Source organism: Winogradskyella arenosi, assembly GCF_003337305.1.
Taxonomy (GTDB): domain Bacteria; phylum Bacteroidota; class Bacteroidia; order Flavobacteriales; family Flavobacteriaceae; genus Winogradskyella; species Winogradskyella arenosi.
Window position 1 is genome coordinate 912,615 of record NZ_QPJO01000001.1, and the last position, 24,983, is coordinate 937,597.

The following is a 24,983-nucleotide window of genomic DNA, read 5'->3' on the forward strand; positions in this document are numbered from 1 at the left end:
TTAAGTGGTTCTTCAAAAAAAACATATTTTTGAGATGCTTACAGCTTAAACTTTAAGCCTCAAACCGATAACGCCATTGGCGCTATAAACTTTAGTAAAACCATGAAGATCGAAGAAAAATCAGCTCAAAATTATATCGCTTTACTAAGAGGTATAAATGTAGGAGGGCACCGTAAAATAGCTATGGCAGAGTTGCGTAGCTTATTGTCTGAAGCCGGATTTACTAAGGTGAAAACTTATATTCAAACCGGGAATGTAGGCTTCCAAGCTAAAGCACAAGATAAGCTTGTTTTAAAAGCGCGTTTAGAAAAACTTATTAGGAAAGGTTTTGGATTAGACGTCCCTGTGGTGGTCCTAACACAGCAAGAGTTAAAGGTTATTTTTGACGAGAATCCTTATAAAGCGGAAGATCAAAAACAGAATTATTTTGTGCTGCTCAGTGCTGTTCCGCGAGAGGAAGACGTCTTAGAAGCGTCAAAAAAAACCTATTCGCATGATGTATATAGCATTCACGGGCAGTGTATTTATTTGTATTGTCCTCAGGGTTATGGGCAAACTAAATTCAATTTAAGTTATTTCGAAAAAAAACTTCATGTCAATGCAACCGGAAGAAATTATAATACCATAGTAAAACTATTATCTTTGTCCGATATTTAAAAGAGACATGATAGCAGAAGACTTTATTCTTAAATCTTACCACACGGATCTTCAAAACGGAACCGTTAAATGGGTTTCGCCAAGTAATATTGCTTTAGTAAAATACTGGGGGAAGAAAGCAGACCAAATTCCAGAAAATCCATCTATAAGTTTTACACTTTCTAATTGTAAAACGGTAACGGAAATTAGTTTTACTAAAAAAGAAGATGACGGCTTTCAGTTTGATGTTTATTTTGAAGGGAAAAAAAATGAAGCCTTTAGACCTAAAATTCAAACCTTTTTTGAACGTATAGCGGTCTATATGCCTTTTTTAAAAGATTATCATTTTAAAATTGAAACTTCAAATACGTTTCCGCACAGTTCGGGTATTGCCTCTTCGGCTTCAGGAATGAGTGCTATTGCTTTATGTTTAATGAGTATAGAAGCGCAGTTAAGTCAAGAGTCAAATGCCCTAAGCTCAGATTCGACCTATTTTAAGCAAAAAGCCTCGTTTTTGGCACGTTTAGGTTCGGGTAGTGCTTGTAGAAGTATAGAAGGTGAGCTTGTTGTTTGGGGCGCTAATGAGTGTATTAAAGACAGTTCAGATTTATACGGAGTTAAATTTACGGAGTCGGTTCATCCTAATTTTAAAAATTACCAAGACACTATTTTATTGGTTGATAAAGGTGAAAAACAAGTGAGTAGCACAGTGGGGCATCAGTTAATGTATGGGCATCCCTTTGCACAAGAGCGTTTTAAACAAGCCCATGATAATTTGGCCAAGTTAAAAACGGTGTTAGCTTCTGGAGATTTAGAAGCTTTTATCACTATTGTAGAGAGTGAGGCTTTAACGCTTCATGCCATGATGATGACCAGTTTGCCTTATTTTATTTTAATGAAACCTAATACCTTAGAAATTATTAATAAAATTTGGGCCTATAGAGAAGCTGAGCATTCTAAGCTGTGTTTTACTTTAGATGCGGGGGCCAATGTACACCTGTTATATCCAGAGCAAGAAAAGGAAAATGTCTTAGAATTTATTAAGAATGAATTGGTTAGCTATTGTCAAAATGAACATTATATTTGCGACGAAATAGGCTTGGGTGCCAACCAAATCTAATTTTAATACGTATATTTGTTAAAGTAATTGCTTTAAATTCATGAAGGGACCATTATTTTATTCTAAGATTCTTTTATTTGGTGAGTATGGAATTATCCGTGACTCCAAAGGCTTATCTATTCCTTATAATTTTTATAATGGTGCACTGAAACTGAGTGATAACCACACCGAGCAAGCTAAAGCTTCTAATGCCAGCCTAAAACGTTTTGCTACGTATTTAGAAGGTTTAGATAGTGATTTGGTGATCTTTAATACTAGCAAATTACACAGTGATCTCGAGGAAGGTATGTACTTTGATTCGTCTATACCTCAAGGGTATGGTGTAGGAAGTAGTGGTGCTTTAGTCGCAGCGATCTATGATAAATATGCAAGCGATAAGATTACGGTTTTAGAAAATCTTACCCGCGAAAAACTTTTAAAGTTAAAAGCGATTTTTTCAGCGATGGAATCTTTTTTTCATGGTAAATCTTCCGGTTTAGATCCTTTAAATAGTTATTTAAGTCTTCCTATTTTAATCAACTCTAAAGATAATATAGAAGCCACAGGTATTCCTTCGCAAAAAACAGAAGGTAAAGGTGCTGTGTTTTTAATAGATAGTGGTATTGTTGGGGAAACGGCACCAATGGTGAGTATTTTCATGGAAAACATGAAAAACGAAGGGTTCCGTAGTATGCTAAAAGATCAGTTTATAAAACATACGGATGCTTGTGTTGATGACTTTTTAAAAGGAGATGTAAAGTCTTTATTTAAAAATACCAAACAATTGTCTAAAGTAGTTTTAAATAACTTTAAGCCAATGATTCCTAAGCAATTTCATGAGCTATGGAAAAAAGGTTTAGACACCAATGAGTACTACTTAAAACTTTGCGGTTCTGGTGGCGGTGGCTATATCTTAGGATTTACCGAAGATATTGATAAAGCTAGAAAAGCCCTTGTGGGTCAGAAATTAGAAGTTGTTTATAATTTCTAAGGTTTTAGTCTTACCTTAGTATTCAAATTTTGTGACACGAGACTAGCGTTTGGTGTAGGCAACTCAAAAGTATTTCAGAATATTTCATTAAGACAACATGTTATCAAGACGGCAGAAACACATTTTTCTTAAATTTTTCAGCCTGTTTTCAGTAGTTCGAGGGTATAATGTACTTGTCGTTGTTATTGCCCAGTACTTAGCGGCAGTTTATATTTTTGCACATCATATTCCGGTTAAAAAAGTCCTTTTAGATCTTAATTTACTCATGTTGGTCTTGGCGTCTTCAGCAACTATCGCCTCGGGTTATATTATTAATAATTTTTACGATTCAGAAAAAGATTTAATTAATAAGCCTAGAAAAACAATGCTCGATCGTTTGGTCAGTCAGAATACGAAGCTATCGTTTTACTTCATCTTAAATTTTCTGGCCGTTATTTTTGCGAGCTATGTTTCCTTTAAAGCGGTAATCTTTTTTTCCATTTACATTTTTGCGATTTGGTTTTATTCCCACCGTTTAAAAAAACGACCTATCGTGGGTAATTTGGTCTCTGCAGTACTTACGGTAACCCCATTTTTCGTCATTTTTATCTACTATCAAAATTTTGAACCTGTTGTTTTTGCACATGGTGTGTTCTTGTTTTTACTGATTTCTATGCGCGAACTGACTAAAGATTTAGAGAATATTAAAGGCGATTTAGCTTTAAATTACAGAACGATTCCTGTGGTGTACGGAGAGAAACGTACCAAATTAATGCTAACCATTGTCGGGGTCTTAACCATTGTCTCGGCAGTATTATTGGTCTTGTTTTTCGATATAGGGCACATGTATTATTTCTTTTATTTGAGTATGGCATTAATTATACTCTATCTCGGAATCTTGTTAATTTCAAATAAAAAACCCCATTATTTAATTCTGCATAATATTTTAAAATTTATCATCGTTACGGGTGTTTTTTCAATACTACTTATCGATGTTTCTATTGTTTTAAATAGAATTTAGAATGAAGATTAGCCTATTTTTAATATTGTAGGGCATTGGGCTTAAACAACTTTAATAAATAACGGCAAGATGTAAACTATTGTTTACCTTTGCGAAAAATTTAGAACATGAGCAGAAATCAAGGAAGCAAAGGCAAAGGAAAAATTTCAGGAAGAGGAAATGCAAATAGTAAAACAAATAGTTTTGCTAGAGGTAATGCTCCCGTGAAGAAAAAAACAGTAAATAAACCATCTCAATCTGATGAGATTCGTTTAAATAAATATATAGCCAATTCTGGTGTTTGTTCACGTCGTGAGGCGGATGAGAATATAGCGCTTGGATTAGTCTCTGTTAATGGCAAGGTAGTCACAGAGATGGGGTATAAAGTAAAACGTAGTGACGAAGTTCGTTACGATGGACAACGTATAACACCAGAACCTAATGTTTATGTATTGTTAAACAAGCCTAAAGGTTTTGCGACGACTACAGCGGAAGGGAAAGGTAAAACCGTTATGGATTTGGTAGCGAATGCGACTAGTGCTAGAATTAAGCCTATTGGCCGTTTAGGTCGGAATTCTTTAGGGTTATTATTGTTTACTAATGATGATAAAGTGGTACAGAAATTTACCAATTCTAAAAATGGTGTATCACGATTATTTCAGGTAGAACTTGATAAGAATTTAAAGTTTGAAGATTTAAAAAAGATTCAAGAAGGTTTTAAAGTAGAAGGGAAGTTAGTTTCTGTTGAAGAGATTAGTTACATTCAAGGGGAGTCTAAAAACCAAGTGGGTATTAAGATTAAAAATACCGGAAATACTATTTTACGTACTATTTTTGATGAATTACATTACGATATTGTAAGAATCGATTGTGTAGCTATTGGGCATTTAACTAAAAAGGACATTCCTCGTGGACACTGGAAGCATTTAACAGAACAAGAAATTAATACCTTAAAAATGCTTTAAAAGCGTTGTATTCTATTTGAACGTATAGAGTATTAGAGACATAAGATTAAGGCTTTGTAGCGCGTTATTAAACAAGCTACGAAGCCTTTGTTGTATCTGGACGTTATGTGTTTATAAAAGCTAGTTTTTTTAGTGGTGAGATTATTAAAGCTTGAATTCTATTAAAAAACAAAACCCTAGGATTTGAATTTATTCAAACCATAGGGTTTTTATCATACTCATTATAATGAGAGGGTTTAAAACACGTTTACAGCCAATTGTATGCGGGCTAATTTTTGAGAGGGATTCCACATAGTTGTTGCTGAAACAGGTATGCTAATGTCTGAAAATTTAAGTGTTTTTGTAGCGGTAAAACCAACATTTACAAAGTCGAAATTTTGTTCGCCATCACCATAAAGATGAGTGTCACCATTTAATGAAAAGGCTGCACCGGCAAACGCATTTAGATTAACTTTTGAATCTGTGATAATAGGGTAAGACGCTTCAACATAAGTTGAGTAGCGTTGCTCACGATCTCCATTAGTATCAAATTGCGAATCTGCTGTTCCGTACAATAAGACGTCTGCTTCTAAACGTAAAGGAAATGAACCTTGAAACACATACGACGTTCTTAAATCAATTAAGTGTGTTGTGGTATTTTGGTCGTAATTCCAGATGTCTGGAGTTTCTACGCTACGGGTATTAAACAAATCCCATAATCCAATAGATAAGCCGTTGTCTGCATATTGCACGTAATAGTTAATCTCTTTATAAGACGTTCCATCACTATCGTTAGAAAAAGCCATTCCGCCCCAAAATCCGGTGGTGAAAGTTCCTATGTTATTCAATTTAAGTTGTGAAAATACAGCCGCCATTGGTTTATCAGTAATAATTAAGCCTCGCCATAAGTGATTGGTCTTTAGATCTAAATTAAAATCAATTGGACTGTCTTTAAGTTCAGGTTCTTGAGCATAGCTCATTTGCACTGTGATCAGTGCTAAGCAAAGAAATAATAAGTTTTTCATTTGTTGTACAGTTAATTGTTTAAAGCCATGTAAAGAAAAGATGCTATAAGTGCCCCGATTATTGGGCCAACTATAGGGATCCATGAATACGACCAGTCACTAGATCCTTTAAAAGGAAGGAGACTGTGTACAATTCTTGGTCCTAAATCTCTAGCCGGATTTATAGCGTAGCCCGTGGTACCACCAAGTGCTAAGCCGATAACCCATACAAGAAATGCCACTGGGATAGCGCCAATAGAACCAAGTCCTATAATGGCATCTGTAGTCCCTTCTATACCTAAGCTAATGCTTGGTCCGGCGATGTAAAAAATCACAAAGATTAATACAAAGGTTCCAATAATTTCACTCGTTAAGTTAGATACGGTATTTCTTATGGCTGGTCCCGTACTAAAACAGGCTAATTTTCCACCTTCATCGTCCGTGATTTTAAAGTGGTCTTTATAGACAACCCATACAAAGAATGCACCCAACATGGCACCAATTAATTCCCCTGCAATATATTCTGGTACAACAGACCAAGATATTCCACCGGTAGTCGCTAAGGCTACGGTAACAGCTGGGTTTAAGTGTGCGCCACTATAAGGGCCGGCCACAATAACGCCTAAAAATACACCTAGAGCCCAACTTGTTGTAATTTCAATCCAACCAGAGCCGTGACCTTTAGTGCCTTTTAAAACGGCGTTTGCAACGACACCATTACCACATATAATGAGGATCATGGTGCCTAATATTTCTGCTATTAATATTGACATTTTTATTAAGATTTATAGTTGTTGTTTAGAGTCGTTTATTCTTCAATCCAGTTTTGTGCACATTTCACGGCTTTATGCCAATAGTGAAGCATGTTGTCAACTTTTTCTTGAGGTGCTTTTGGGTAGAATTCTTTTTCTATAACCCATTGCGATTGAATATCATCAATGCTATCCCAGTAGCCTACAGCTAAACCAGCTAAATAGGCAGCGCCCATTACGGTAGTTTCTAAGGTTTGTGGTCTTATGATTTTAAATCCGAATAAATCCGATTGAATCTGCATTAATAAATTACTCGCCGTAGCACCACCATCAACTCTAAGTTCTATACTCTTTTTACCAGAATCGGCTTCCATTGCTTTTACAATATCGTAAACTTGGAAAGCAATACCTTCTAATGTCGCTCTAGCAATATGGGCGTCTGTAGTTCCTCTTGTAATTCCTAACATAGCACCACGTGCGTATTGATCCCAATACGGAGCTCCTAAACCAGTTAATGCAGGGACAAAATAAACGCCTCCATTATCTTCAGCCATTTCAGCTAAATGATTAATTCCAGGGGCGGTTCTTACCATTCTAGCACCATCACGTAACCATTGTATAGCAGCACCTCCAACAAATACACTACCTTCTAAAGCGTAAGTTGTTTTCCCGTTTATTTTCCAAGCGACTGTCGTTAGTAAGTTGTTTTTAGAATACACGGCTTCTTCTCCAGTGTTCATTAGTAAGAAACATCCTGTTCCGTAGGTGTTTTTTACCATTCCTGGTTTCGTACACATTTGTCCGAATAAAGCAGCTTGTTGATCTCCTGCAATACCAGCAATTGGAATTTTTGTTGAAAATAATGTTGTTGCTGTAGTTCCGTAAACTTCACTACTTTCCTTAACTTCAGGAAGCATCGCTTTTGGAATGTTGAAAAGGTCTAATAATTCATCATCCCAAGCCATGGTATGGATATTAAACAACATGGTTCTACTCGCGTTAGACACGTCGGTGATAAACATTTTTCCTCTAGTAAGTTTCCAGATTAACCATGAATCTACAGTTCCAAAACAAAGTTTTCCAGCTTCAGCCTTTTCTCTTGCGCCTTCAACGTTATCTAGGATCCATTTTAATTTTGTTGCAGAAAAATAGGCGTCAATAACTAAACCTGTTTTTTTCTTGATCATATCTGTATGCCCAGCATCCTTTAGCTCATCACAGTAACGTGCTGTTCTTCGGTCTTGCCAAACGATAGCATTGTGTATAGGTTCACTAGTTTCTCTATCCCAAACCACAACAGTTTCTCTTTGGTTGGTAATTCCTATAGCGGCAATAGATTCTCCGTTAATACCGTGTTGTGCAATAACTTCTGCTGCCACTGAAATTTGTGACGACCAAATGTCATTAGGGTCATGTTCTACCCAACCTGGTTTAGGGAATATTTGTTCAAAAGGTTTTTGAGATACTTTTACGATTTCTCCGCTGTGATTAAACAAAATAGCTCTAGAGGAGGTTGTACCTTGGTCAAGTGCTAAAATTAATTTGTCCTTCATTTTAGTTCGGTTTAGTGATTAGAATTTGTTGTTTATATAATGTAGTTAGACGTTGTTTTGGTGTAATCTGCAACTTGTTGCTTTTGCCAAGCATCGTCTTTGCCTAATTCAGAGGCCATGATTTTTGCGACTTCGGGTGCCATTTTTAGACTTTCTTTAGCGTCTAGTAATTGGCAACGTACACGTCTAGCAAGAAAATCTTCAATGTTTAAAGCCATTTCATTTCTTACGGCCCATACCACTTGGGCTGGTATAACTTTCATGGTATCGCTTAACGGAGTGTCCCATCCGTTTTGCTTAGAGAGTTCTACAATAGGCGCCTTGTCGCTTCCGTAAAAATATAAGGGGTCGTTATAATTGGTTATTTCTTTATAACCGTGGATTTTTAATTGTTTCGTTTTTGTTGGGATATGTTTCCAATCGTGATTCTTTTCAGCTTTATCAACAAGATCTTCTCCCATTTTTCTAAAGGTGGTCCATTTTCCTCCAACGATGGTTAATAAGCCTGAGTCTGCCGTATAGATTTTATGAGATCTAGAAATTTCTTTCGTTTTACTACCGTCAGATTTTGGTGCGGCCAACGGACGTAATCCTGCAAATACACTTAAAACATCGCTACGCTTAGGCGCTTTGGTTAAATAACGACTTGCGGTATTAAGGATAAACCCAATTTCTTCTTCAAGAGCTACAGGTTCTAAAGATTCTTCTTTTAATGGTGTATCTGTTGTTCCTACAATGACTCTGTTATGCCATGGTACTAAGAATAAGACACGGCCATCATCGGTTTTTGGAATTGTAATAGCATCATCTCCAGGTAAGAAAGATTTGTCTAACATAAGGTGAACCCCTTGACTTGGCGCAATGGTTTTATCTGCACCCGGTTTGTCCATACGTAACACATCATCAGCAAATACTCCGGTAGCATTAACAACTTGCTTTCCTTTTATTTCGAAAGTAGAACCGTCAACTTCATCCTTAGCTTTTACACCAACAACGTTTCCGGCAGCATCTTTTAGTAAGCCGGTTACACCACAATAATTTGCAGCTTCTGCTCCCATAGAAACGGCAGTTTGTAGGGCGTTTATAGCCATACGAGAATCATCAAATTGACCGTCGTAATACACAACACCCGCTGATATTTTGTCGGGATTAATAAGCGAAATACGTTTTAAAGTCTTCGATTTTGAAATTCTTTTAGAACGTCCTAAACTTAATTTTCCTGCTAATAAATCATAGAAAGTTAAGCCTACTGTATATAAGATTTCATCAAACAAACCATGAGTAGGTATTATAAAAGACTGTGTTTTAGTAATGTGAGGGGCGTTTTTAAGCATGAGTCCTCTTTCTACAACGGCTTCTCTTACGAGTCCTACATCGCCTTGTGCCAAATACCTTACACCACCATGTAATAACTTGGTTGCTTTACTTGAGGTTGATTTCGTAAAATCAGATTTTTCTAGTAGTGCTACAGAATAACCTCTTGCAGAAGCCTCAAGTGCAATACCGATTCCGGTGGCGCCACCACCTATAATTACGAAGTCGTAAGTTTTAGATTCGCTTTTTAGCGCCTTCATCATTTTATTTCTATCCATGACTTGCTATATTAATTAGGGGTTATGGTTTTGTTATGTTTTGTTTCAGAGTATAAAATTACAACAAAACGAAACTTAAAAAAAGTTTTTTATTGTTATTTTCAGTTTTTTTTCAATTCGAAACTAGATTTACGTAATAAATCGATGTGTTTTTTCTCAAATTAGGAATGTGGAGTGCTTGTTTTTTCGAATTTGATAAGTGATTTGTGAATATAAAAGGGAAAGGTTTCGAAATTAATTAGGGTTTCTATAGGCGTTTGAGGTGGAGAACTATTATTTTTGTATAAAACATAGATTATGGCCCTAAATATCATTGATCGACACAAACTGATCTTAAAAAAGCTCAAGGCTGATGGGTTTGTAACTGTAAATGACCTCAGCGAGCAGTTTAACGTATCGTTAGTGACTATTAGAAAAGATCTTAAACTTCTTGAAGAAAAAAAATTACTCTTTCGTTCGCACGGAAAAGCTATTCCGGTGAATCCTTATATTACAGAGAACCCTGTACAAATTAAGGAAAAGATTAATGCCACGGAGAAAAATAAGATTGCTATGGCTGCTGTGCAAACCTTAGAACCGCATGATAGTATTATTATTGCTTCTGGAACTTCTGTTATAGAATTTGCAAGGCACATAAAACCTTTGGAGGGTTTAACGGTATTATCGGCTTCCTTGAGTACGGCTTTAATTTTAGCAAAAAATAAAGATATTGAAGTGATGCAATTGGGAGGAATGGTTCGTCCGAGTTCGGCTTCGGTGATTGGACCTATTGGCGAAAAGATGTTGGCAGAATTTACTTTTACCAAATTGTTTTTAGGCGTTGATGGTATCGATTTAGAGTATGGGCTTACAACAACCAATCTGATGGAAGCGTCTTTAAATAAAGCGATGATAAAGGCGGCTCAGAAAATTATTGTTTTGGCTGATGCTTCAAAATTTAATAAAAAAGGGTTTGGTAGAATTTGTGAGCTCAATGAAGTAGATCAAATAATTACGGATTCTAATATTGATGCCAAAACGAAAAGCCGTTTAATTGAATTAGGGGTGGAGTTAACTATCGTTTAAAAGCTATAGGCTGTAAGTGTTGTGCTTTGTCTTGTGAGGTGTAATTTAATAGTTTGAGGTGTTGTGTATGGTGAGTTAATTTGTCAAATCGTTATTTTATTTTTCCATCTTTACATCCGTACTCATCACTATTTTAAGTTCTAAGTTTTTAAAGACTGCGATGACTTGGACCGCATTATTTTTCAATTCGTTGGTGTTGAATTGAATTTCAAATTGATTAGTCGTTTGATTTTCTAGAATAAGTTTATCAGGTTCCAAATCCGAAGTTGTGGTATAAACCTCATATTCAGGAATGGTTTCAGGGTCTTTGAAATAGAAAAACATTTTTCCAGAATTATTTGCTGAATATTTTTCCTTATCAGGATTTCCAACCATTGTTGAATTCGAGAGCTTTTCGTACGTCTCATTTTTTAATGAGTCTTTAAGTTTTTTTTATTTCGGATTTCAGTTCAGGTATTTTGTTTTTAAAATTCTCTTCATTCTCATTTTTACAAGAACCAAAAGCTATTAATAGGGTTAGAAATATTACAATTCTATATTTTTTATATGGATTAATTTTCTTCATTTTGTGAATGTTTGCCAACATCCTAATATAAGCTTCAAGACGTGGCTAGAGTATTAAAAGACCCATTGTTAAATAAAGGAATGAGGTTATTAAGACTTTGAGCTTAATTTTTGTTTTCTTCCAATAAAGAAATAGAGTAGTACGCCTAAAAAATTTCCAAAGAGGACAACCAAGGTCCATACAATTTTGTTATTGCCTTTAAATTCATATTTCAAAATATCAATAAGAGCGATAACCATAGGGATTACTCCTAAGCCAAGGGTGATTAAAATTATAATGAGTTGCCATGGTCCGATCATTAAGAAGTGATTTGTCATTGTGAATAGTTTTTAGGCCTTAAAAGTCTTAGGCTTAGTGATAATGGAGACTAATGTAAGAAAATTCAAATAGAATAACGAAAGGACATCAACTTCCTGATTATTTTATTTGAGGTAGAGGATGAGGATATTAGGTGTTACCCTTAGGTTTCTCTTGCATTTATTAGCGCATGTTGTCTTGATGATGCATTGGGTTTTTATAGCAAACCGTAAAACATTAGCACTCTAAAAGGATTTAAATACGATAATTATTGGATTTAGTTTAAGAAAGTGGAATGGTAATAAATTGTTGATAAGGTCAGTAATAATAGGTCTTTAATTGTTTACAAACGATTACAAGTAATTACAAATGGATGTAAATATGTAAATACCGAATGTTTCTTGTGAAGCTCAAGATCTTTGTAGTGTAGAATCGGAAGTGGTTCTAAAAACATAATCTGTTAAATCATTAAAACTTAGAAATTATGAACACGTTAAGAAACAAAGTACAGTTAATTGGGAACTTAGGAAACGATCCAGAAATTACAAATTTTGAATCTGGTAAAATGCTAGCGAAATTTACTCTAGCCACCAATGAAAGTTATAAAAATGCTAAAGGAGAGAAAGTTGTAGATACGCAATGGCACAATGTTGTGGCCTGGGGTAAAACAGCACAAATTTTAGAAAAATACGTTACTAAAGGAAAAGAAGTCGCTATTGAAGGAAAATTAACATCGCGCTCCTGGGAGGATAAAGATGGTATTAAGCGCTACATTACAGAAGTGGTGTGTAATGAGCTTTTAATGTTAGGCAAGTCCTAATCCTAAAAGCCTATGAGGTAAAAGAAAACTGTCGTTCCGATGGTTTTTTTTTATTCTAATACGATTTGTAATGCTTTTTTAATCTTGAGTTAATCTGCGGCTAAAGCGGGCATAGGTCTCAAAATTAGGCTCATGCTATTGAAGGACTTAATTAGATCTCATTTCTACAAGGCGTAGACACTGTATCGCGTTGTGAGTTTGACGGTATTCTTAGCTGAGCTTTAGATTGTACCTTAGTGTAAGACGATGTTATGGCGCCGTAGCATTATAATTTATAACGCAGTTTGAAACCGCTGTACCAATTTCTCGGCATTCCTGGGTAATAGTAGCGTGGTTCTGCGTCTCCAAAGCCAACAGCATTAATGAGTATGGACGAGGCATAATGTGCTGAAGTTATATTGTTGAGTCCGAAATAGAGGTCTAATGCAAGCTGTTTGCTGAGGTTGTTTTTGTAGCTTAATTTTGAATTAAGAACGGTGTAAGGCTCTGTATAAAGTGTGTTAGCATCATTCATGGGCATGGTACCAACATGTAAGCCGTTGGTGTTAAGTTGAATGTTTTTATAACGAATAACACATCCGGCATTCATTTTAAATGTAGGAACTCCCGTGAGGGCATTGCCCGAAAAGTTAGAGGCGTTATCAATAAATTTAACAAACTTATGGTCGTTAAGTTCGGTGTTTACATAGGGGGCAAGGCTAAAGTTGGCGTTGAGCTGATGTTGAGATGACAGCGTTAATTCTAGTCCTTTGTGCTGGGTTTTTCCTGCATTTCGACCAATATATTGGTCTTCTCCAACCCGATCTGCAACAAGTAAATTGTCGATATCTAAAATATAGGCGGCGATGTCTAATTTTACCTGGCGTTTAAAGAAAAAGATCTGGCTACCAAGCTCATAATTTATACCGGTTTCAGGACCTAAATCAGGATTAATGAGGCCTTCTGGGGTTAAGGTTTCTTCTATGCTAGGGGAGTTAAATCCACGACTAATATTGAGGTAGGTTTTTAAGTTTTTAGAAAATTGATAAGCAAGATTCAGGCTTGGGGCCACAATGGTTTTAAAATCACGATTAGCGTTTTTATTCAGAATTCCGGAATTAAAATGATCTCTAAATCTGTAGTTGGTGTTGTTTATATTTAAACCTATTTGGGCGCTAAACTGCGGTGTAAAAGGAAGGGTTGTAGATGCAAAAAGGTTAAGGTTTTGTCTGTATTCTACATTATCACTTAGAACTTGGCCTTCAAGACTTCCGTTGTTTCCATTGGTCTCGTATAGGTTTTCTAAAGTTTGCCAACGGTATGCATCGCTATAAATTTCGCCTCCAAAATAGAGATGGGCCGATTGGTTTAAGAATGTAAAATCTTTTTCAAACAAACTTCTTGCCCCGTAACCGTGTGAGTATTCCTCTAAAATATTAAAAGGCCGTGGTTCATAATGGTCTAAATAACTATAAAATACGGATGAGGTATTGCTAAAATCTTCTGAAAAGTGATGGGTGTAATTCAGTCCAATTAAAGTGTGCTTATTGGCCTCATAGCCTTGGGTCGTTTTCCAGGTGTAAGCGGCTTGGCTAGGGTCGTTATTAAAGTCTGTTCTACTAATAGAGCTGGCTATTTGGGCATCATAATCGATGTGGTTAATAAGTAGCCCCAGACGGCTTTTCTCATTTAATTTATAATTTGCCTGAAGCAAAGCGGCTTTTCGGTTGTAGGCACTATTCTCTCGAAATCCATCCGTTTTTAAATAATTATAACTGAAACTCAACTCTAAGTCATCATTGGCGGTAGCAAAGTTTAAACTGTTTTTAATCAGTCCGAAACTTCCTAAACTAAGCGCATTTTTTAGTTGTGTGGTTCCTTTTTCAGCATGTTTCGTGTTAAGCAATATTGTACCCCCTAAATTAGTGCCGTAAGTGCTGGCTTTTGGGCCTTTAATAAGGTGTATGCGCTGTAGGTTTTCGGCATCAAAAGCATCTATCGTGGTGCTCCCTGTGCCATTGGTAATCGGGATTCCGTTATAATACGCACGTATTTTATTTGTGCCATAGAGGGTTCTAGAGCCTACACCTCTAATGACTATTCTGTTGGTGTTTAAAGCACCATTCAGAATATATACTCCAGGAGTTTCATTAATGGCACTTACCAAATCAATGGGGCTATAGCGTTCTAAATTTTCAGCATGTAAAGTTGTGGTAACGGCAAGGAGTTTCTGTTTGTTTTCTGAATTAAAGGAAAGGTTTACGGGCGCTAAGTTCTGAACCTGCTCTAAACGCTGAAGCAGAAATGTAGCGTTAGTGCGTTTAAAAATGACGCTCTTTTGCTGATAATCCGGATGATGTAATGTGAGTTCTACGGGCGGTTTGATGGTATTTGGTAGCACAAATACACCCTTGGCATTTGTTTTGGAAATAATGTTAGGACCAAGATGAACCTCAACGCCTACAATGGGCGTTGCGGTTGCTGTCTGTACGCGGCCGTATAAGGTTTGGGCTTCTAAACCATAAATAGCAAAACTGATGTAAAATAAGAGTAGTGTTTTAAATAAAGTAACATACATAAGGTTTTAAGTATGGCGTTGTGCTATTAAATATAAGCATTAAAATAGCGTAATTTAAAACGAAGTGGTCTAAAATCAGACCCCAAGCAGATTTAAAATTTAAACATCTAATTCTACAACCTTACCTTCATTAGCACGAATGTTAAACACGGTCTGATCTTCAAAAATGAGGTATTGTCCTTTTATACCTACTAATTTTCCGGAGTATTCTGGAGTTTTAGTGAGGTTAAGACTTTTTAATTTTGTTGGATATTGCTCTACTGGAAAATTAATATGCGTTTCCGTATTATTTTCAATAAAATAAGGCTGGGCTTCTTCAGGAATATAAGCTTTTAGTTTTTGCTTCCATTCTAATAAATCTTCATCCTTAATATCGTTTTTTAACATGGTACGCCAATTGGTTTTATCGGCCACATAATCTTTTAACGCGACTTCGGTAATTCCTGCTAAATAACGGTTAGGTACTTCTACTATTTCTAGAGCTTCATGCGCCCCTTGGTCAATCCATCGGGTGGGCACTTGGGTTTTACGCGTAACGCCAACTTTAACATTACTAGAGTTTGCTAAATATACAATATGAGGTTGTAGCTGTACCCGTTTTTCGTATTCTAAGTCCCGATCTTCCTGATCTAAATGCGCCGTACTTAATTCTGGACGCATAATCCAATCGCCGGCCACGGGCTTATCAAAAAAACAAGATTTACAAAAGCCTTGTCTATAAATAGGACGATCTAAGCCACAGCTTAAGCATTGATGTCCAATAAGCTTTATGCTGATGGTTTTATTGAGTAATTGATTTACGTGGATAAAGTCGTTCTTAAAAACCAGATAATATTGAATTGGCTCTGAAAATTCGGTTTGCATTTTTGTGAGAACTCCTGAGTAAACCATAAAAGAATTTAGTATTTTTAGCATTAATTAATAGCGTAAAGATAGCCAATCCATGCCAATTCCTATTGTAAATTCTATTGCGTCTTGGTTTTTAAAAAAACGGTTTCATCAAATTGAATTGTTTTTAAAATACCCAAACGAAGTTCAGAATGAATTACTTTTTAGTTTATTAAAAATCGCAAAAGATACAGAGCTTGGTAAGCAATATGATTTTGAATCTATTAAGAGCTATCGCGAATTTAATGAGCGCGTGCCTGTTGTAAATTACGAAGGCTTTCATCCCTTAATTGAGCGCTCTCGTAATGGCGAACAAAATATCTTCTGGCCTAGACCTATTAAATGGTTTGCCAAATCTAGTGGTACGACTAATGCCCAAAGTAAATTTATTCCTGTAAGTTTTGAGTCGCTTGAAGATTGTCATTATGCCGCCAGTAAAGATTTACTGTGCATGTATTTAAATAACAATGAAGATGCACAATTGTTTACGGGTAAAAGCTTGCGTTTAGGAGGAAGTAAGGAGCTTTATAAAGAGAAGGGAACCGTTTTTGGAGATTTAAGCGCTATTCTTATTGATAATATGCCGTTTTGGGCCGAATTTAGTAGTACGCCGAGCAGTAGAGTGTCGCTTATGAGCGATTGGGAGACTAAAATGCAGGCTATTGTTGAAGAAACCATTGAAGAAAATGTGACGAGCTTAGCTGGTGTGCCATCATGGATGTTAGTGTTGCTTAATAATGTGCTCGATAAAACCGGGAAAGATAGTATTTTCGACATCTGGCCTAATCTTGAAGTTTACTTTCATGGTGGGGTAAGTTTTAACCCTTATGTAGAACAGTATAAAGCTATTTTGCCGTCCGATAAATTTAGATATTACGAAATTTATAATGCCTCTGAAGGCTTTTTTGCCATTCAAGATCAGAATAATTCTAGCGATTTATTACTGATGCTTGACTATGGGATTTTCTATGAATTTATCCCTATGGATGCTTATGGTACGGAAGCTCAAAAAATAATTCCGCTAAGTGAGGTGGAGTTGAATACCAATTATGCTGTGGTGATTACCACCAACGCAGGATTGTGGCGTTATAAAATAGGAGATACCATTCGGTTTGTGAGTTTACGTCCGCATAGAATTAGAGTTTCTGGGCGTACCAAACATCATATTAATGCCTTTGGTGAAGAACTTATTATAGAAAATGCAGAAGAGGCGTTTAAACGCGTTTGTAAACGTACGGCTTCGGAAATTGTAGATTATACGGCAGCACCTATTTTTATGGATGGTAAAGAAAAGGGGGCGCACGAGTGGATTATTGAGTTTAAAACTCCACCGAGCAATATGCCTTATTTTGAAGAGCTTTTTGATAATGCTTTAAAGTCTTTAAATTCGGATTATGAGGCCAAGCGCTTTAATAATATGACCTTAAATAAACCTAAAATTCACAGTGCTAGACCAAATTTATTTTACGATTGGTTAAAGCAGAATAATAAATTGGGTGGACAACATAAAGTACCGCGCTTGTCTAATTCGCGGGTCTATGTTGAAGAATTATTGGCTATTAATCGTGTGTAGTGCTTTGTGTTAATGCAAGGCTTATTAAAGGGGTGTCTGTGGTCTACGGCGCAATCCGTTTCGCTATACCTTGCTGATTTATGCTGTTGGTTCTTAATCGGTTTAAAAAGTATAAGCACACCTTATAACGATATTCTTAAGAGTTTTATCTAAAAGATAGAGTAAAAATTTTCTTACTTAGTAATTGCTGATATATTCGTAGCGCACTGCGGTGCAGTTATGATAACATTGTTTAAGACCACGTAAGATTTTGGCACTCAATATTTATTAATTAATCATTCCCTAAACACTAAAAAGCCACAACTTCTAAAAAGAAATTGTGGCTTTTTTATTTGTAGGGTATCTTGATTTAAGACACCGCTTTCAGTTTTTTAAGTGTAGATTTATTTAAACGATCTTCAGCATAGGCCCTAGTCACATTTAATTTCGTCTCTTCAGAACTAGGAAGGTCAAACATGGCTTCGGTTAAAATCTCTTCGCAAAGGGATCTTAAACCACGAGCTCCTAATTTATATTCAATAGCTTTATCTACAATATAATCTAAAGCTCCATCGGTAATGGTAAATTCAACCTCATCCATTTCAAACAATTTCTTATACTGTTTGATGATAGCATTTTTAGGTTGCGTTAAAATAGAACGTAGCGTTTTAGCATCTAAAGGATCCATATACGTTAATACAGGAAGACGTCCAATAATTTCAGGAATCAATCCGAAGTCTTTAAGATCTTTAGGGATAATATATTGAAGGATATTGTCTTTATCAACAACATCGGTCTTCATAGCGCTATATCCTATAGCTTGCATATTAAGACGTTTTGTTATAACACGTTCAATACCATCAAAAGCACCACCGGCAATAAATAAGATATTCTCTGTATTAACTTCAATAAATTTCTGATCAGGGTGTTTACGTCCTCCTTTTGGTGGAACATTAACTACGGTTCCTTCTAATAATTTTAATAAAGCTTGCTGAACGCCTTCACCAGAAACGTCTCTTGTAATAGAAGGGTTATCACTTTTACGTGCAATTTTATCAATCTCATCTATAAAAACAATACCGCGTTCGGCCTTTTCAAGGTTGTAATCTGCGGCTTGTAATAAGCGGGTTAAAATACTTTCTACATCTTCACCTACGTAACCAGCTTCTGTTAATACCGTGGCATCAACTATAGCTAAAGGTACATTTAACATTTTAGCAATGGTCTTAGCCATTAATGTTTTACCTGTACCGGTTTGCCCAACCATAATGATATTACTCTTTTGAATTTCAATATCATCTTCAGAAGGGGGTTGTAATAAACGTTTGTAATGATTGTAAACTGCAACAGACATAACACGTTTTGTGTTTTCTTGTCCTATAATATACTCATCTAAAAAGCCTTTAATTTCCTTAGGTTTTTTAAGCATGAGTTCTGCACTTAAGTCTGAATTACCAGACTGCTTAGATTCTTCCACCACAATACCATGTGCCTGCTCTATACAGCGATCACAGATATGAGCGTCTAAACCTGCAATGAGCAAGCTTGTTTCCGGCTTTTTCCTACCACAAAATGAACATTCTAATTCTTCCTTTGCCATCTTAATATTAGTTTAAGCTTGAAGGTAAAAACCTTCAAGCTTATTAATTTTTAGTTTATAAAAACTTTAGTCGAAAATAATGGGGATTACTTGCGCTCTAAAATCTCATCAATCATTCCATAATCTAATGCTTCTTGAGAGCGCATCCAGTAATCTCTGTCTGAATCTTTTTCAACCTGTTCAAGAGATTGTCCAGAGTGATTAGCAATTATGGTATATAATTCTTCTTTAACTCTTATCGTTTCTTTTAAAGCAATCTGCATGTCGCTTAACTGCCCTTGTGTTCCACTACTTACTTGGTGAATCATTACACGAGAGTGTTTTAAAGCAGAACGCTTTCCTTTTTCTCCCGCACATAATAATACAGCTGCCATAGACGCTGCAATACCTGTACAGATTGTAGCGACATCTGGTTTTACAAATTGCATGGTATCGTAAATTCCTAAACCAGCATATACGCTTCCTCCTGGAGAATTGATGTAAATCTGAATATCTTTAGAAGCATCTACACTTTGTAAGAATAATAATTGGGCTTGTATAATGTTAGCAACTTGGTCATTGACACCTGTTCCTAAAAAGATAATACGATCCATCATTAAACGCGAAAACACATCCATTGCTACGGCATTCATCTGACGTTCTTCAATAATGTTTGGCGTTAAGTTGGTTGGATTCATACTTGTAATTATTTTTTGGTAATAATTACTGTTGATTCCTTGATCTTTAGTGGCGAATTTTTCAAATTCTTTTCCGTAATCCATATAAATTCTAAGGCTTTAAATTAATGATAATTGTTGTTCTATTTAGACGCTAAACTATTTTCAACGCCACACTATTTCAACGAAAAAATAGTATTAAAAAAAGCGTAAAACTAGACTAGTTTTACGCCTTAAAGATACTAATAATTTTTAGCTTACCGTTTTCACGGTAATGACATTTTAAACTTTTAAGATTTTGTTTAAAATTGAAATAAAAACTAGCTATAGAATTCTTTTACGAAATCATCATAAGTGATTTCTTTAGTTTCTGTGTTAGCTTCAGCTTTATATAAGTTAAGTAATTTCTGGCTCATTAACTGCTCAGAGATACGTTTTACTTCATCTTGGTTTCCTAAGATACGTGCTGCAATGTCTTCTAACTCTTTATCAGAAGGATTCATTTGACCAAATTGAGCCATCTGTCCTTTAATCATTTCCATTGCAAATGATTTCAATTCTTCAAACTGAACTTGTAAGTCGTGCTTCTGAATTAATTTACCTTCAATAAGTTGGTAACGCATGCTTTTTTCAGACTTTTCATACTCTTCTTTAGCTTGCTCTTCAGTCATCACTTCTTCACCTGCTGTTTGCATCCATTTTTGTAAGAATGCCGATGGAAGATCGAATTTTGTGTTCTCTACTAAACTTTCAGTAACGTCGTTTAATAACTTTTGGTCACCTTGTTGCTTAAATTGCTTTTCAGAATCTTCTTTGATTTTATCTTTTAATTCCGTTACAGAAGTTACTTTTCCTTCTCCGAATAATTTATCAAATAATTCTTGGTCTAAATCAGCTAATTCACGTTCGTTAATCTCAGTAATTGTAAAGTTAACTTCGATTTCTAAACCGTGAGCATCATCATGAGGTACTTTTAAGAAGGTCATTAGATCATGATCATCATTAAAAAGTCCTTTTGTTTTTAAGGTGATAACGTCTCCAACTTTTGCTCCGATAAATTTCTTAGGATTTCCTTTTCCTTTTAATTTATCTAAAGTAAGTGTTACGGTATTTTCAATTTCTTTTTCCTCGTTAGTAAAAGTACCTGTAACTTCTGAAGTTTCAGTAACCTCTTCTTGAGAAACGATTTTACCATATTGTTTTTGGATATGCGCAATCTGATCCTCGATCATTTTGTCATCCGCTACAATATTATAGTGTGTGATTGGTGCTTTGCTTTTTAACTCTACTTCAAATTCTGGAGCTAAACCTAATTCAAACTCAAAGGTAAATGCTTCAGCATCCCAGTTTAAATCATCTTGAGCTTTTGGTAAAGGGTTTCCTAAAACATCTAGTTTTTCTTCAACTAAATATTTTCCAAGAGCATCTTGTAATAATTTATTTACTTCATCAACCAATACGGCTTTACCATATTGCTTTTTTACCATTCCCATTGGTACATGACCTTTTCTAAAACCAGGAATGTTTGCAGACTTACGGTAATCCGTTAAAATTTTCTCTACTTTATCGCTATAATCTTCTTTAGCGATATCCACTTTCACAACTGCATTTAATGCATCGATGTTTTCTCTTGTAATGTTCATTCTTATTGAAACTAAAATTGGGCTGCAAAAATACAATATTTTTTGCAACCCAACAACAGTTTTAAATGTTTGGCTTTAAGCTACTTTTTATCTTCTTTTAAGAACGATTGTAATAAAGATTGTAAAATAGATAAGAGTATACTAAAGAGTAGGGCCGTCCAGAAACTAGAGACGCCAAAACCGTCAACAAGTTTATCGGCTATTAAAATGATCACCGCGTTAATAACTAATAAGAATAGACCTAAGGTAAAAAGCGTAGCAGGTAAGGTAAAAATGACCAGAATAGGTTTTACCAATAGGTTGAGGATTGCCAAGACGAGCGCAACAATAATGGCACCGACATAACCGTCTACTGTGACCCCATTAAGGATGTTAGCAATGACAAAAACGGCTAAAGCATTTAGTAAAAGTCTTAAAATGAGATTCATAATAGTGTTGTTTTTATGGTGTTAAGCGATAAATTGTATGACAGCGGCATAGAAATCTTTTGGGTTTTCAGCATGCAGCCAGTGTCCGGCATTAGTAATGGTAATTATATTTGAATTGGGAAAATGACGCTGTATTAAAGCTTCGTCCGTTTGCCCAATGTACTCAGAACGATCACCTCTTAAAAATAAAGTTGGTTTGTCAAAAGTAGCATGCGTTGGGAAGGCTTCCCCCACTTCAGCAACATTAGCTTTTAAGACCTCTAGGTTAATGCGTAGGCCTAATTGGCCTTTCTCTACCCAATATAAATTTTTAAGTAAAAACATTCGGGTTCCGGCATCATCCACATATTCACTTAAGGCTTTATCGGCTTGGCCACGCGTTTTAAGGCTGGTAAAGTCTAAGGCACTTAAACCCTCTAAAATGGCATCATGATGCACCGGATAAAAACGTGGTGAGATATCGGCGATAATTAAGTTTTTTACCAACTCTGGATATTTAGAGGCAAAAAGCATAGCGGTTTTTCCACCCATAGAGTGGCCTAATAAAACAATATCCTTAAGCTCATGGCTGTCGCAATAGGCTTTTAAATCTTCGGCTAAAATATCATAATTAAAGTCCTCGGAGTGAAAACTACGGCCGTGGTTACGCTGATCTACAAGGTGAACCTCATAATCAGATTCTGAAAACTGCTTGGCTAAAGTTTTCCAATTGTCTCCCATTCCTAGAAAACCATGAAGGATAATAAAGGGTTGCCCTTCGCCTATAATATTAGAGTGTAATGTCATTGTTTTTGGTCTTTTGTGGTTTATTTTAGTTTCTCTAAATAAGAACTAATCACCTTTTCAACGCCCATATATAAGCTTTCAGCAATCAAGGCGTGTCCAATAGAGACTTCTTGTAAACCAGGAATGTTTTCTTTAAAAAACTGTATGTTTTGCAACGATAAATCGTGCCCTGCATTGATTCCTAACTGTAAGGTGTTGGCTAAACCAGCACATTCCATATAAGGATTAATGGCCTCTTTATTACCTAAACTATATTGGTGTGCAAAGGCTTCTGTGTAAAGTTCTATGCGGTCTGTACCTGTGGCTTTGGCACCTTCAATTTGATGCAAGTCAGGGTCTACAAATATCGATGTTCTAATTCCGTTAGACCTAAAGGTTTGAATTACCTCGGTTAAAAAATCCTTATGTTTTATAGTGTCCCACCCTGCGTTAGACGTAATGGCATCTGTAGCGTCTGGAACTAAAGTAACTTGTGTTGGTTTAATGTCTAAAACCAAATCCATAAATTTAGGAATAGGATTCCCTTCAATATTATATTCCGTATAGACTTCCGATTTTAAATCGTAAGCATCTTGGTAGCGGATGTGTCTTTCGTCGGGTCTTGGGTGTATGGTAATACCTTCTGCACCGTAACTTTGGACGTCTTTAGCAAATTGTAAGAGGTTTGGGACATCGCCTCCGCGACTATTTCTTAATGTCGCAATTTTATTGATATTAACACTTAACTTAGTCATCTGTATCTTAATTTATCTTACAAAAATACAGAACTCCGCTTTAGTTTTAATTTTTAAGAGAAAAGATTCAGTAAGCCTTAGGTTCTTTTTGTTGCTTTTTCACATTTAGGAGCTACTAAGGCTGCGAGTTCTCCTGCCTTTAAAGGCCGTATTGTGGTTATTTTTCATTAATTTGCACCTTATTATAAATACCGTTTTATGGAACTTCAAGATTACATCATAAATGATATCAAACCTTTGAGTGTTACGGATAAGGTTAGTGACGTGAAAATGCTTTTTAATCAGCTGACGTATTCTCATATTCCTATTAATAAAGATGGGGTTTATATGGGGTGTATCTCAGAAACGGATGCCCATTGTTTTGAAGCTGAAAAGACCATTGGTGATTGCCATTATGCTATGGAAGGTTTTTTTGTTAGGCCTACCACAATTTGGCTCGATGTGCTAGAAGCCTTTGCTCAAAATGACACCAATATAATGCCGGTTTTAGATGAAAAAAATAGCTATCTCGGATATTATGAACTCAATGATATTATTCACCTCTTTAATGAGACGCCGTTCTTTTCAGAACCTGGTGGGGTTATTATTGTTGAAAAAGGCATTAATGATTATTCCTTTAGTGAAATTAGCCAAATTGTAGAATCTAATGATGCTAAAATATTAGGGGCTTTTGTTTCTAAAATTGATGGCGATTTAGTAAGAATCACCTTAAAAATAGGCAATATTAGCCTTAATGAAATTATTCAAACCTTCAGACGCTATAGTTATAATATTATTTCGGGGCATGAAGATGATACGTATTTAGAAAGTCTTAAATCGCGTTCTCAGTATTTGGATAAATACCTTAATATGTAATGATAAAAGTCGCAGTATACGGTCAGAATTATTCAAAAGAAATTACACAGCAGGCTGTTGAGAAATTAATTGATGTTTTAATTGAAAAAAAGGCTGAAATTTATGTGGAAGCTGCTTTTTTGGAGACCCAATTTCAGCAGGTTAAAGCCAATGCTAAAATCAAAACTTTTGATGCCTTAGATGCCAGTTTTAATTTGCTTATTAGTGTGGGTGGCGATGGGACCATATTAAGAGCGATAACCTATGTGCGGGATTTAAATATTCCTGTTGTAGGGATTAACACCGGACGTTTAGGATTTTTAGCTACCATTCAGATTGATGATATTCAGTCGGCCTTAACCGAGATATTTAATGGTGCCTATAAAATTTCTGAACGTGCCTTATTAAGTGTTTCTACAGATCCCGAACATGAAGATGTTGTAGAAACCCATTTTGCCCTCAATGAAATTGCGATTAGTAGAAAAAATACCACCTCTATGATTACTATAGAAACCCATTTAGATGATGAGTTTCTAACTACGTATTGGGCCGATGGACTTATTTTATCTACACCAACGGGATCTACAGGGTATTCTCTAAGTTGTGGTGGGCCCGTTATAGCGCCAAATGCAAAGAATTTTGTATTAACCACTATTGCTCCTCATAATTTAAGTGCAAGACCTTTAGTGCTGCCCGATAGTAAAACGGTTACTCTAAGAGTAGACGGTAGGGAAGATCAGTTTTTAATGTCTTTAGATTCGCGTATCGTCACGCTTTCTAATACCACTACAGTGACGGTAAAAAAAGCAGACTTTGTTATAAAAATGGTAGAATTGCTAGACGAGTCCTTTTTGGCAACGCTTAGAAAAAAGTTACTTTGGGGAGAAGATAGGCGTAACTAACTGCAAATAATACAATAATTAGTTTCAAAAACAGTTTATTTATAGGACCAAATTTGCGTCAGATGACTGTACGCAAATCAGAATTGTTATATTTGCAAACTTTGAA

The 24,983-nt window shown here is 35.7% G+C and carries 24 protein-coding genes; 10 read left to right on the plus strand and 14 right to left on the minus strand.

All coding sequences use genetic code 11. The features are described from left to right. The first annotated feature begins 102 nt into the window (after positions 1-102). From DFQ08_RS03815 to DFQ08_RS03835, 5 genes are all read left to right on the plus strand, one after another. The gene (locus DFQ08_RS03815; protein WP_114308453.1) at positions 103-657 is read left to right on the plus strand and encodes a DUF1697 domain-containing protein; all 555 of its coding nucleotides are present in this window, start codon (positions 103-105) and stop codon (positions 655-657) included. A gap of 7 nt (positions 658-664) precedes the next feature. Then, entirely contained in the window at positions 665-1,756 is a 1,092-nt protein-coding gene (locus DFQ08_RS03820; protein WP_114308454.1) for a diphosphomevalonate/mevalonate 3,5-bisphosphate decarboxylase family protein, read from the plus strand. Positions 1,757-1,796: 40 nt separating this feature from the next. Beyond that, the gene (locus DFQ08_RS03825; RefSeq protein ID WP_114308455.1) at positions 1,797-2,726 is read left to right on the plus strand and encodes a mevalonate kinase family protein; all 930 of its coding nucleotides are present in this window, start codon (positions 1,797-1,799) and stop codon (positions 2,724-2,726) included. 97 nt (positions 2,727-2,823) lie between these two features. Continuing rightward, positions 2,824-3,726 (plus strand): geranylgeranylglycerol-phosphate geranylgeranyltransferase, encoded by a 903-nt coding sequence (locus DFQ08_RS03830; RefSeq protein ID WP_114308456.1) that lies wholly within the window; start codon positions 2,824-2,826, stop codon positions 3,724-3,726. Positions 3,727-3,833: 107 nt separating this feature from the next. Further along, positions 3,834-4,670 carry a pseudouridine synthase gene (locus DFQ08_RS03835; RefSeq protein ID WP_114308457.1) on the plus strand — a complete coding sequence of 279 codons (837 nt, stop codon included), beginning with the start codon at positions 3,834-3,836 and terminating at the stop codon, positions 4,668-4,670. A gap of 236 nt (positions 4,671-4,906) precedes the next feature. On the opposite strand, the gene DFQ08_RS03840 is transcribed toward DFQ08_RS03835, so the two are convergent. The 4 genes from DFQ08_RS03840 to DFQ08_RS03855 are packed head-to-tail and all read right to left on the minus strand — an operon-like array spanning position 4,907 to position 9,550. After that, a complete protein-coding gene (locus tag DFQ08_RS03840; protein ID WP_114308458.1) occupies positions 4,907-5,674 on the minus strand; it encodes a hypothetical protein in 768 nt (255 codons plus the stop codon). 11 nt (positions 5,675-5,685) lie between these two features. Beyond that, entirely contained in the window at positions 5,686-6,426 is a 741-nt protein-coding gene (locus DFQ08_RS03845; RefSeq protein WP_114308459.1) for an MIP/aquaporin family protein, read from the minus strand. 35 nt (positions 6,427-6,461) lie between these two features. Then, positions 6,462-7,958, minus strand: coding sequence for a glycerol kinase GlpK (gene glpK, locus DFQ08_RS03850; RefSeq protein ID WP_114308460.1), 1,497 nt, complete (start codon positions 7,956-7,958; stop codon positions 6,462-6,464). Between the two features lie 32 nt (positions 7,959-7,990). After that, on the minus strand, positions 7,991-9,550 hold the full coding sequence (locus DFQ08_RS03855) for a glycerol-3-phosphate dehydrogenase/oxidase (protein ID WP_114308461.1): 1,560 nt from the start codon (positions 9,548-9,550) through the stop codon (positions 7,991-7,993). A 297-nt stretch (positions 9,551-9,847) separates the two neighbouring features. Here DFQ08_RS03855 and DFQ08_RS03860 point away from each other — a divergent pair, with 297 nt between their 5' ends. Then, positions 9,848-10,615 carry a DeoR/GlpR family DNA-binding transcription regulator gene (locus DFQ08_RS03860; RefSeq protein ID WP_114308462.1) on the plus strand — a complete coding sequence of 256 codons (768 nt, stop codon included), beginning with the start codon at positions 9,848-9,850 and terminating at the stop codon, positions 10,613-10,615. A gap of 96 nt (positions 10,616-10,711) precedes the next feature. Here DFQ08_RS03860 and DFQ08_RS03865 read toward each other — a convergent pair whose 3' ends face one another. Both DFQ08_RS03865 and DFQ08_RS03870 read right to left on the minus strand, forming a co-directional pair. After that, a complete protein-coding gene (locus tag DFQ08_RS03865; protein WP_114308463.1) occupies positions 10,712-10,990 on the minus strand; it encodes a hypothetical protein in 279 nt (92 codons plus the stop codon). A gap of 279 nt (positions 10,991-11,269) precedes the next feature. Continuing rightward, complete coding sequence (locus DFQ08_RS03870) at positions 11,270-11,497, minus strand: PLD nuclease N-terminal domain-containing protein (RefSeq protein WP_114308464.1); 228 nt, start codon at positions 11,495-11,497, stop codon at positions 11,270-11,272. A gap of 464 nt (positions 11,498-11,961) precedes the next feature. On the opposite strand from DFQ08_RS03870, the gene DFQ08_RS03875 reads away from it, so the two are divergent. Continuing rightward, positions 11,962-12,297: a single-stranded DNA-binding protein gene (locus DFQ08_RS03875; protein ID WP_114308465.1), complete on the plus strand. Its 336-nt coding sequence runs from the start codon at positions 11,962-11,964 to the stop codon at positions 12,295-12,297. A gap of 265 nt (positions 12,298-12,562) precedes the next feature. On the opposite strand, the gene DFQ08_RS03880 is transcribed toward DFQ08_RS03875, so the two are convergent. Together DFQ08_RS03880 and DFQ08_RS03885 are read right to left on the minus strand one after the other, a co-directional pair. Next, positions 12,563-14,854, minus strand: a complete 2,292-nt coding sequence (locus DFQ08_RS03880; RefSeq protein ID WP_114308466.1) for a TonB-dependent receptor family protein — start codon at positions 14,852-14,854, stop codon at positions 12,563-12,565. Between the two features lie 99 nt (positions 14,855-14,953). Further along, positions 14,954-15,745, minus strand: coding sequence for a DUF2797 domain-containing protein (locus DFQ08_RS03885; RefSeq protein ID WP_114308672.1), 792 nt, complete (start codon positions 15,743-15,745; stop codon positions 14,954-14,956). Between the two features lie 52 nt (positions 15,746-15,797). On the opposite strand from DFQ08_RS03885, the gene DFQ08_RS03890 reads away from it, so the two are divergent. Further along, positions 15,798-17,315: a GH3 auxin-responsive promoter family protein gene (locus DFQ08_RS03890; protein ID WP_114308467.1), complete on the plus strand. Its 1,518-nt coding sequence runs from the start codon at positions 15,798-15,800 to the stop codon at positions 17,313-17,315. Positions 17,316-17,664: 349 nt separating this feature from the next. Here DFQ08_RS03890 and clpX read toward each other — a convergent pair whose 3' ends face one another. From clpX to DFQ08_RS03920, 6 genes are all read right to left on the minus strand, one after another. Beyond that, the gene (gene clpX / locus DFQ08_RS03895) at positions 17,665-18,894 is read right to left on the minus strand and encodes an ATP-dependent Clp protease ATP-binding subunit ClpX (protein WP_114308468.1); all 1,230 of its coding nucleotides are present in this window, start codon (positions 18,892-18,894) and stop codon (positions 17,665-17,667) included. Between the two features lie 86 nt (positions 18,895-18,980). Continuing rightward, positions 18,981-19,655 (minus strand): ClpP family protease, encoded by a 675-nt coding sequence (locus tag DFQ08_RS03900; RefSeq protein WP_114308469.1) that lies wholly within the window; start codon positions 19,653-19,655, stop codon positions 18,981-18,983. A gap of 215 nt (positions 19,656-19,870) precedes the next feature. After that, positions 19,871-21,193, minus strand: a complete 1,323-nt coding sequence (tig, locus tag DFQ08_RS03905) for a trigger factor (RefSeq protein WP_114308470.1) — start codon at positions 21,191-21,193, stop codon at positions 19,871-19,873. 80 nt (positions 21,194-21,273) lie between these two features. Next, a complete protein-coding gene (locus DFQ08_RS03910; RefSeq protein ID WP_114308471.1) occupies positions 21,274-21,621 on the minus strand; it encodes a phage holin family protein in 348 nt (115 codons plus the stop codon). Positions 21,622-21,642: 21 nt separating this feature from the next. Continuing rightward, a complete protein-coding gene (locus DFQ08_RS03915; RefSeq protein ID WP_114308472.1) occupies positions 21,643-22,407 on the minus strand; it encodes an alpha/beta fold hydrolase in 765 nt (254 codons plus the stop codon). A gap of 20 nt (positions 22,408-22,427) precedes the next feature. Next, entirely contained in the window at positions 22,428-23,141 is a 714-nt protein-coding gene (locus DFQ08_RS03920; RefSeq protein ID WP_114308473.1) for a pyridoxine 5'-phosphate synthase, read from the minus strand. A 198-nt stretch (positions 23,142-23,339) separates the two neighbouring features. Between DFQ08_RS03920 and DFQ08_RS03925 the strand changes: the two genes are divergently transcribed. Together DFQ08_RS03925 and DFQ08_RS03930 are read left to right on the plus strand one after the other, a co-directional pair. Further along, positions 23,340-23,996 carry a CBS domain-containing protein gene (locus tag DFQ08_RS03925; protein WP_114308474.1) on the plus strand — a complete coding sequence of 219 codons (657 nt, stop codon included), beginning with the start codon at positions 23,340-23,342 and terminating at the stop codon, positions 23,994-23,996. 2 nt (positions 23,997-23,998) lie between these two features. After that, positions 23,999-24,877, plus strand: coding sequence for an NAD kinase (locus DFQ08_RS03930; RefSeq protein WP_114308673.1), 879 nt, complete (start codon positions 23,999-24,001; stop codon positions 24,875-24,877). Positions 24,878-24,983: the final 106 nt, after the last annotated feature.

Bases quoted from the DNA above. Each gene is read 5' to 3' on its own strand.
- DFQ08_RS03815 (WP_114308453.1), top strand. From the start codon at position 103: ATGAAGATCGAAGAAAAATCAGCTCAAAATTATATCGCTTTACTAAGA.
- DFQ08_RS03820 (WP_114308454.1), top strand. From the start codon at position 665: ATGATAGCAGAAGACTTTATTCTTAAATCTTACCACACGGATCTTCAA.
- DFQ08_RS03825 (WP_114308455.1), top strand. From the start codon at position 1,797: ATGAAGGGACCATTATTTTATTCTAAGATTCTTTTATTTGGTGAGTAT.
- DFQ08_RS03830 (WP_114308456.1), top strand. From the start codon at position 2,824: ATGTTATCAAGACGGCAGAAACACATTTTTCTTAAATTTTTCAGCCTG.
- DFQ08_RS03835 (WP_114308457.1), top strand. From the start codon at position 3,834: ATGAGCAGAAATCAAGGAAGCAAAGGCAAAGGAAAAATTTCAGGAAGA.
- DFQ08_RS03840 (WP_114308458.1), bottom strand. From the start codon at position 5,674: ATGAAAAACTTATTATTTCTTTGCTTAGCACTGATCACAGTGCAAATG.
- DFQ08_RS03845 (WP_114308459.1), bottom strand. From the start codon at position 6,426: ATGTCAATATTAATAGCAGAAATATTAGGCACCATGATCCTCATTATA.
- glpK (WP_114308460.1), bottom strand. From the start codon at position 7,958: ATGAAGGACAAATTAATTTTAGCACTTGACCAAGGTACAACCTCCTCT.
- DFQ08_RS03855 (WP_114308461.1), bottom strand. From the start codon at position 9,550: ATGGATAGAAATAAAATGATGAAGGCGCTAAAAAGCGAATCTAAAACT.
- DFQ08_RS03860 (WP_114308462.1), top strand. From the start codon at position 9,848: ATGGCCCTAAATATCATTGATCGACACAAACTGATCTTAAAAAAGCTC.
- DFQ08_RS03865 (WP_114308463.1), bottom strand. From the start codon at position 10,990: ATGGTTGGAAATCCTGATAAGGAAAAATATTCAGCAAATAATTCTGGA.
- DFQ08_RS03870 (WP_114308464.1), bottom strand. From the start codon at position 11,497: ATGACAAATCACTTCTTAATGATCGGACCATGGCAACTCATTATAATT.
- DFQ08_RS03875 (WP_114308465.1), top strand. From the start codon at position 11,962: ATGAACACGTTAAGAAACAAAGTACAGTTAATTGGGAACTTAGGAAAC.
- DFQ08_RS03880 (WP_114308466.1), bottom strand. From the start codon at position 14,854: ATGTATGTTACTTTATTTAAAACACTACTCTTATTTTACATCAGTTTT.
- DFQ08_RS03885 (WP_114308672.1), bottom strand. From the start codon at position 15,745: ATGGTTTACTCAGGAGTTCTCACAAAAATGCAAACCGAATTTTCAGAG.
- DFQ08_RS03890 (WP_114308467.1), top strand. From the start codon at position 15,798: ATGCCAATTCCTATTGTAAATTCTATTGCGTCTTGGTTTTTAAAAAAA.
- clpX (WP_114308468.1), bottom strand. From the start codon at position 18,894: ATGGCAAAGGAAGAATTAGAATGTTCATTTTGTGGTAGGAAAAAGCCG.
- DFQ08_RS03900 (WP_114308469.1), bottom strand. From the start codon at position 19,655: ATGGATTACGGAAAAGAATTTGAAAAATTCGCCACTAAAGATCAAGGA.
- tig (WP_114308470.1), bottom strand. From the start codon at position 21,193: ATGAACATTACAAGAGAAAACATCGATGCATTAAATGCAGTTGTGAAA.
- DFQ08_RS03910 (WP_114308471.1), bottom strand. From the start codon at position 21,621: ATGAATCTCATTTTAAGACTTTTACTAAATGCTTTAGCCGTTTTTGTC.
- DFQ08_RS03915 (WP_114308472.1), bottom strand. From the start codon at position 22,407: ATGACATTACACTCTAATATTATAGGCGAAGGGCAACCCTTTATTATC.
- DFQ08_RS03920 (WP_114308473.1), bottom strand. From the start codon at position 23,141: ATGACTAAGTTAAGTGTTAATATCAATAAAATTGCGACATTAAGAAAT.
- DFQ08_RS03925 (WP_114308474.1), top strand. From the start codon at position 23,340: ATGGAACTTCAAGATTACATCATAAATGATATCAAACCTTTGAGTGTT.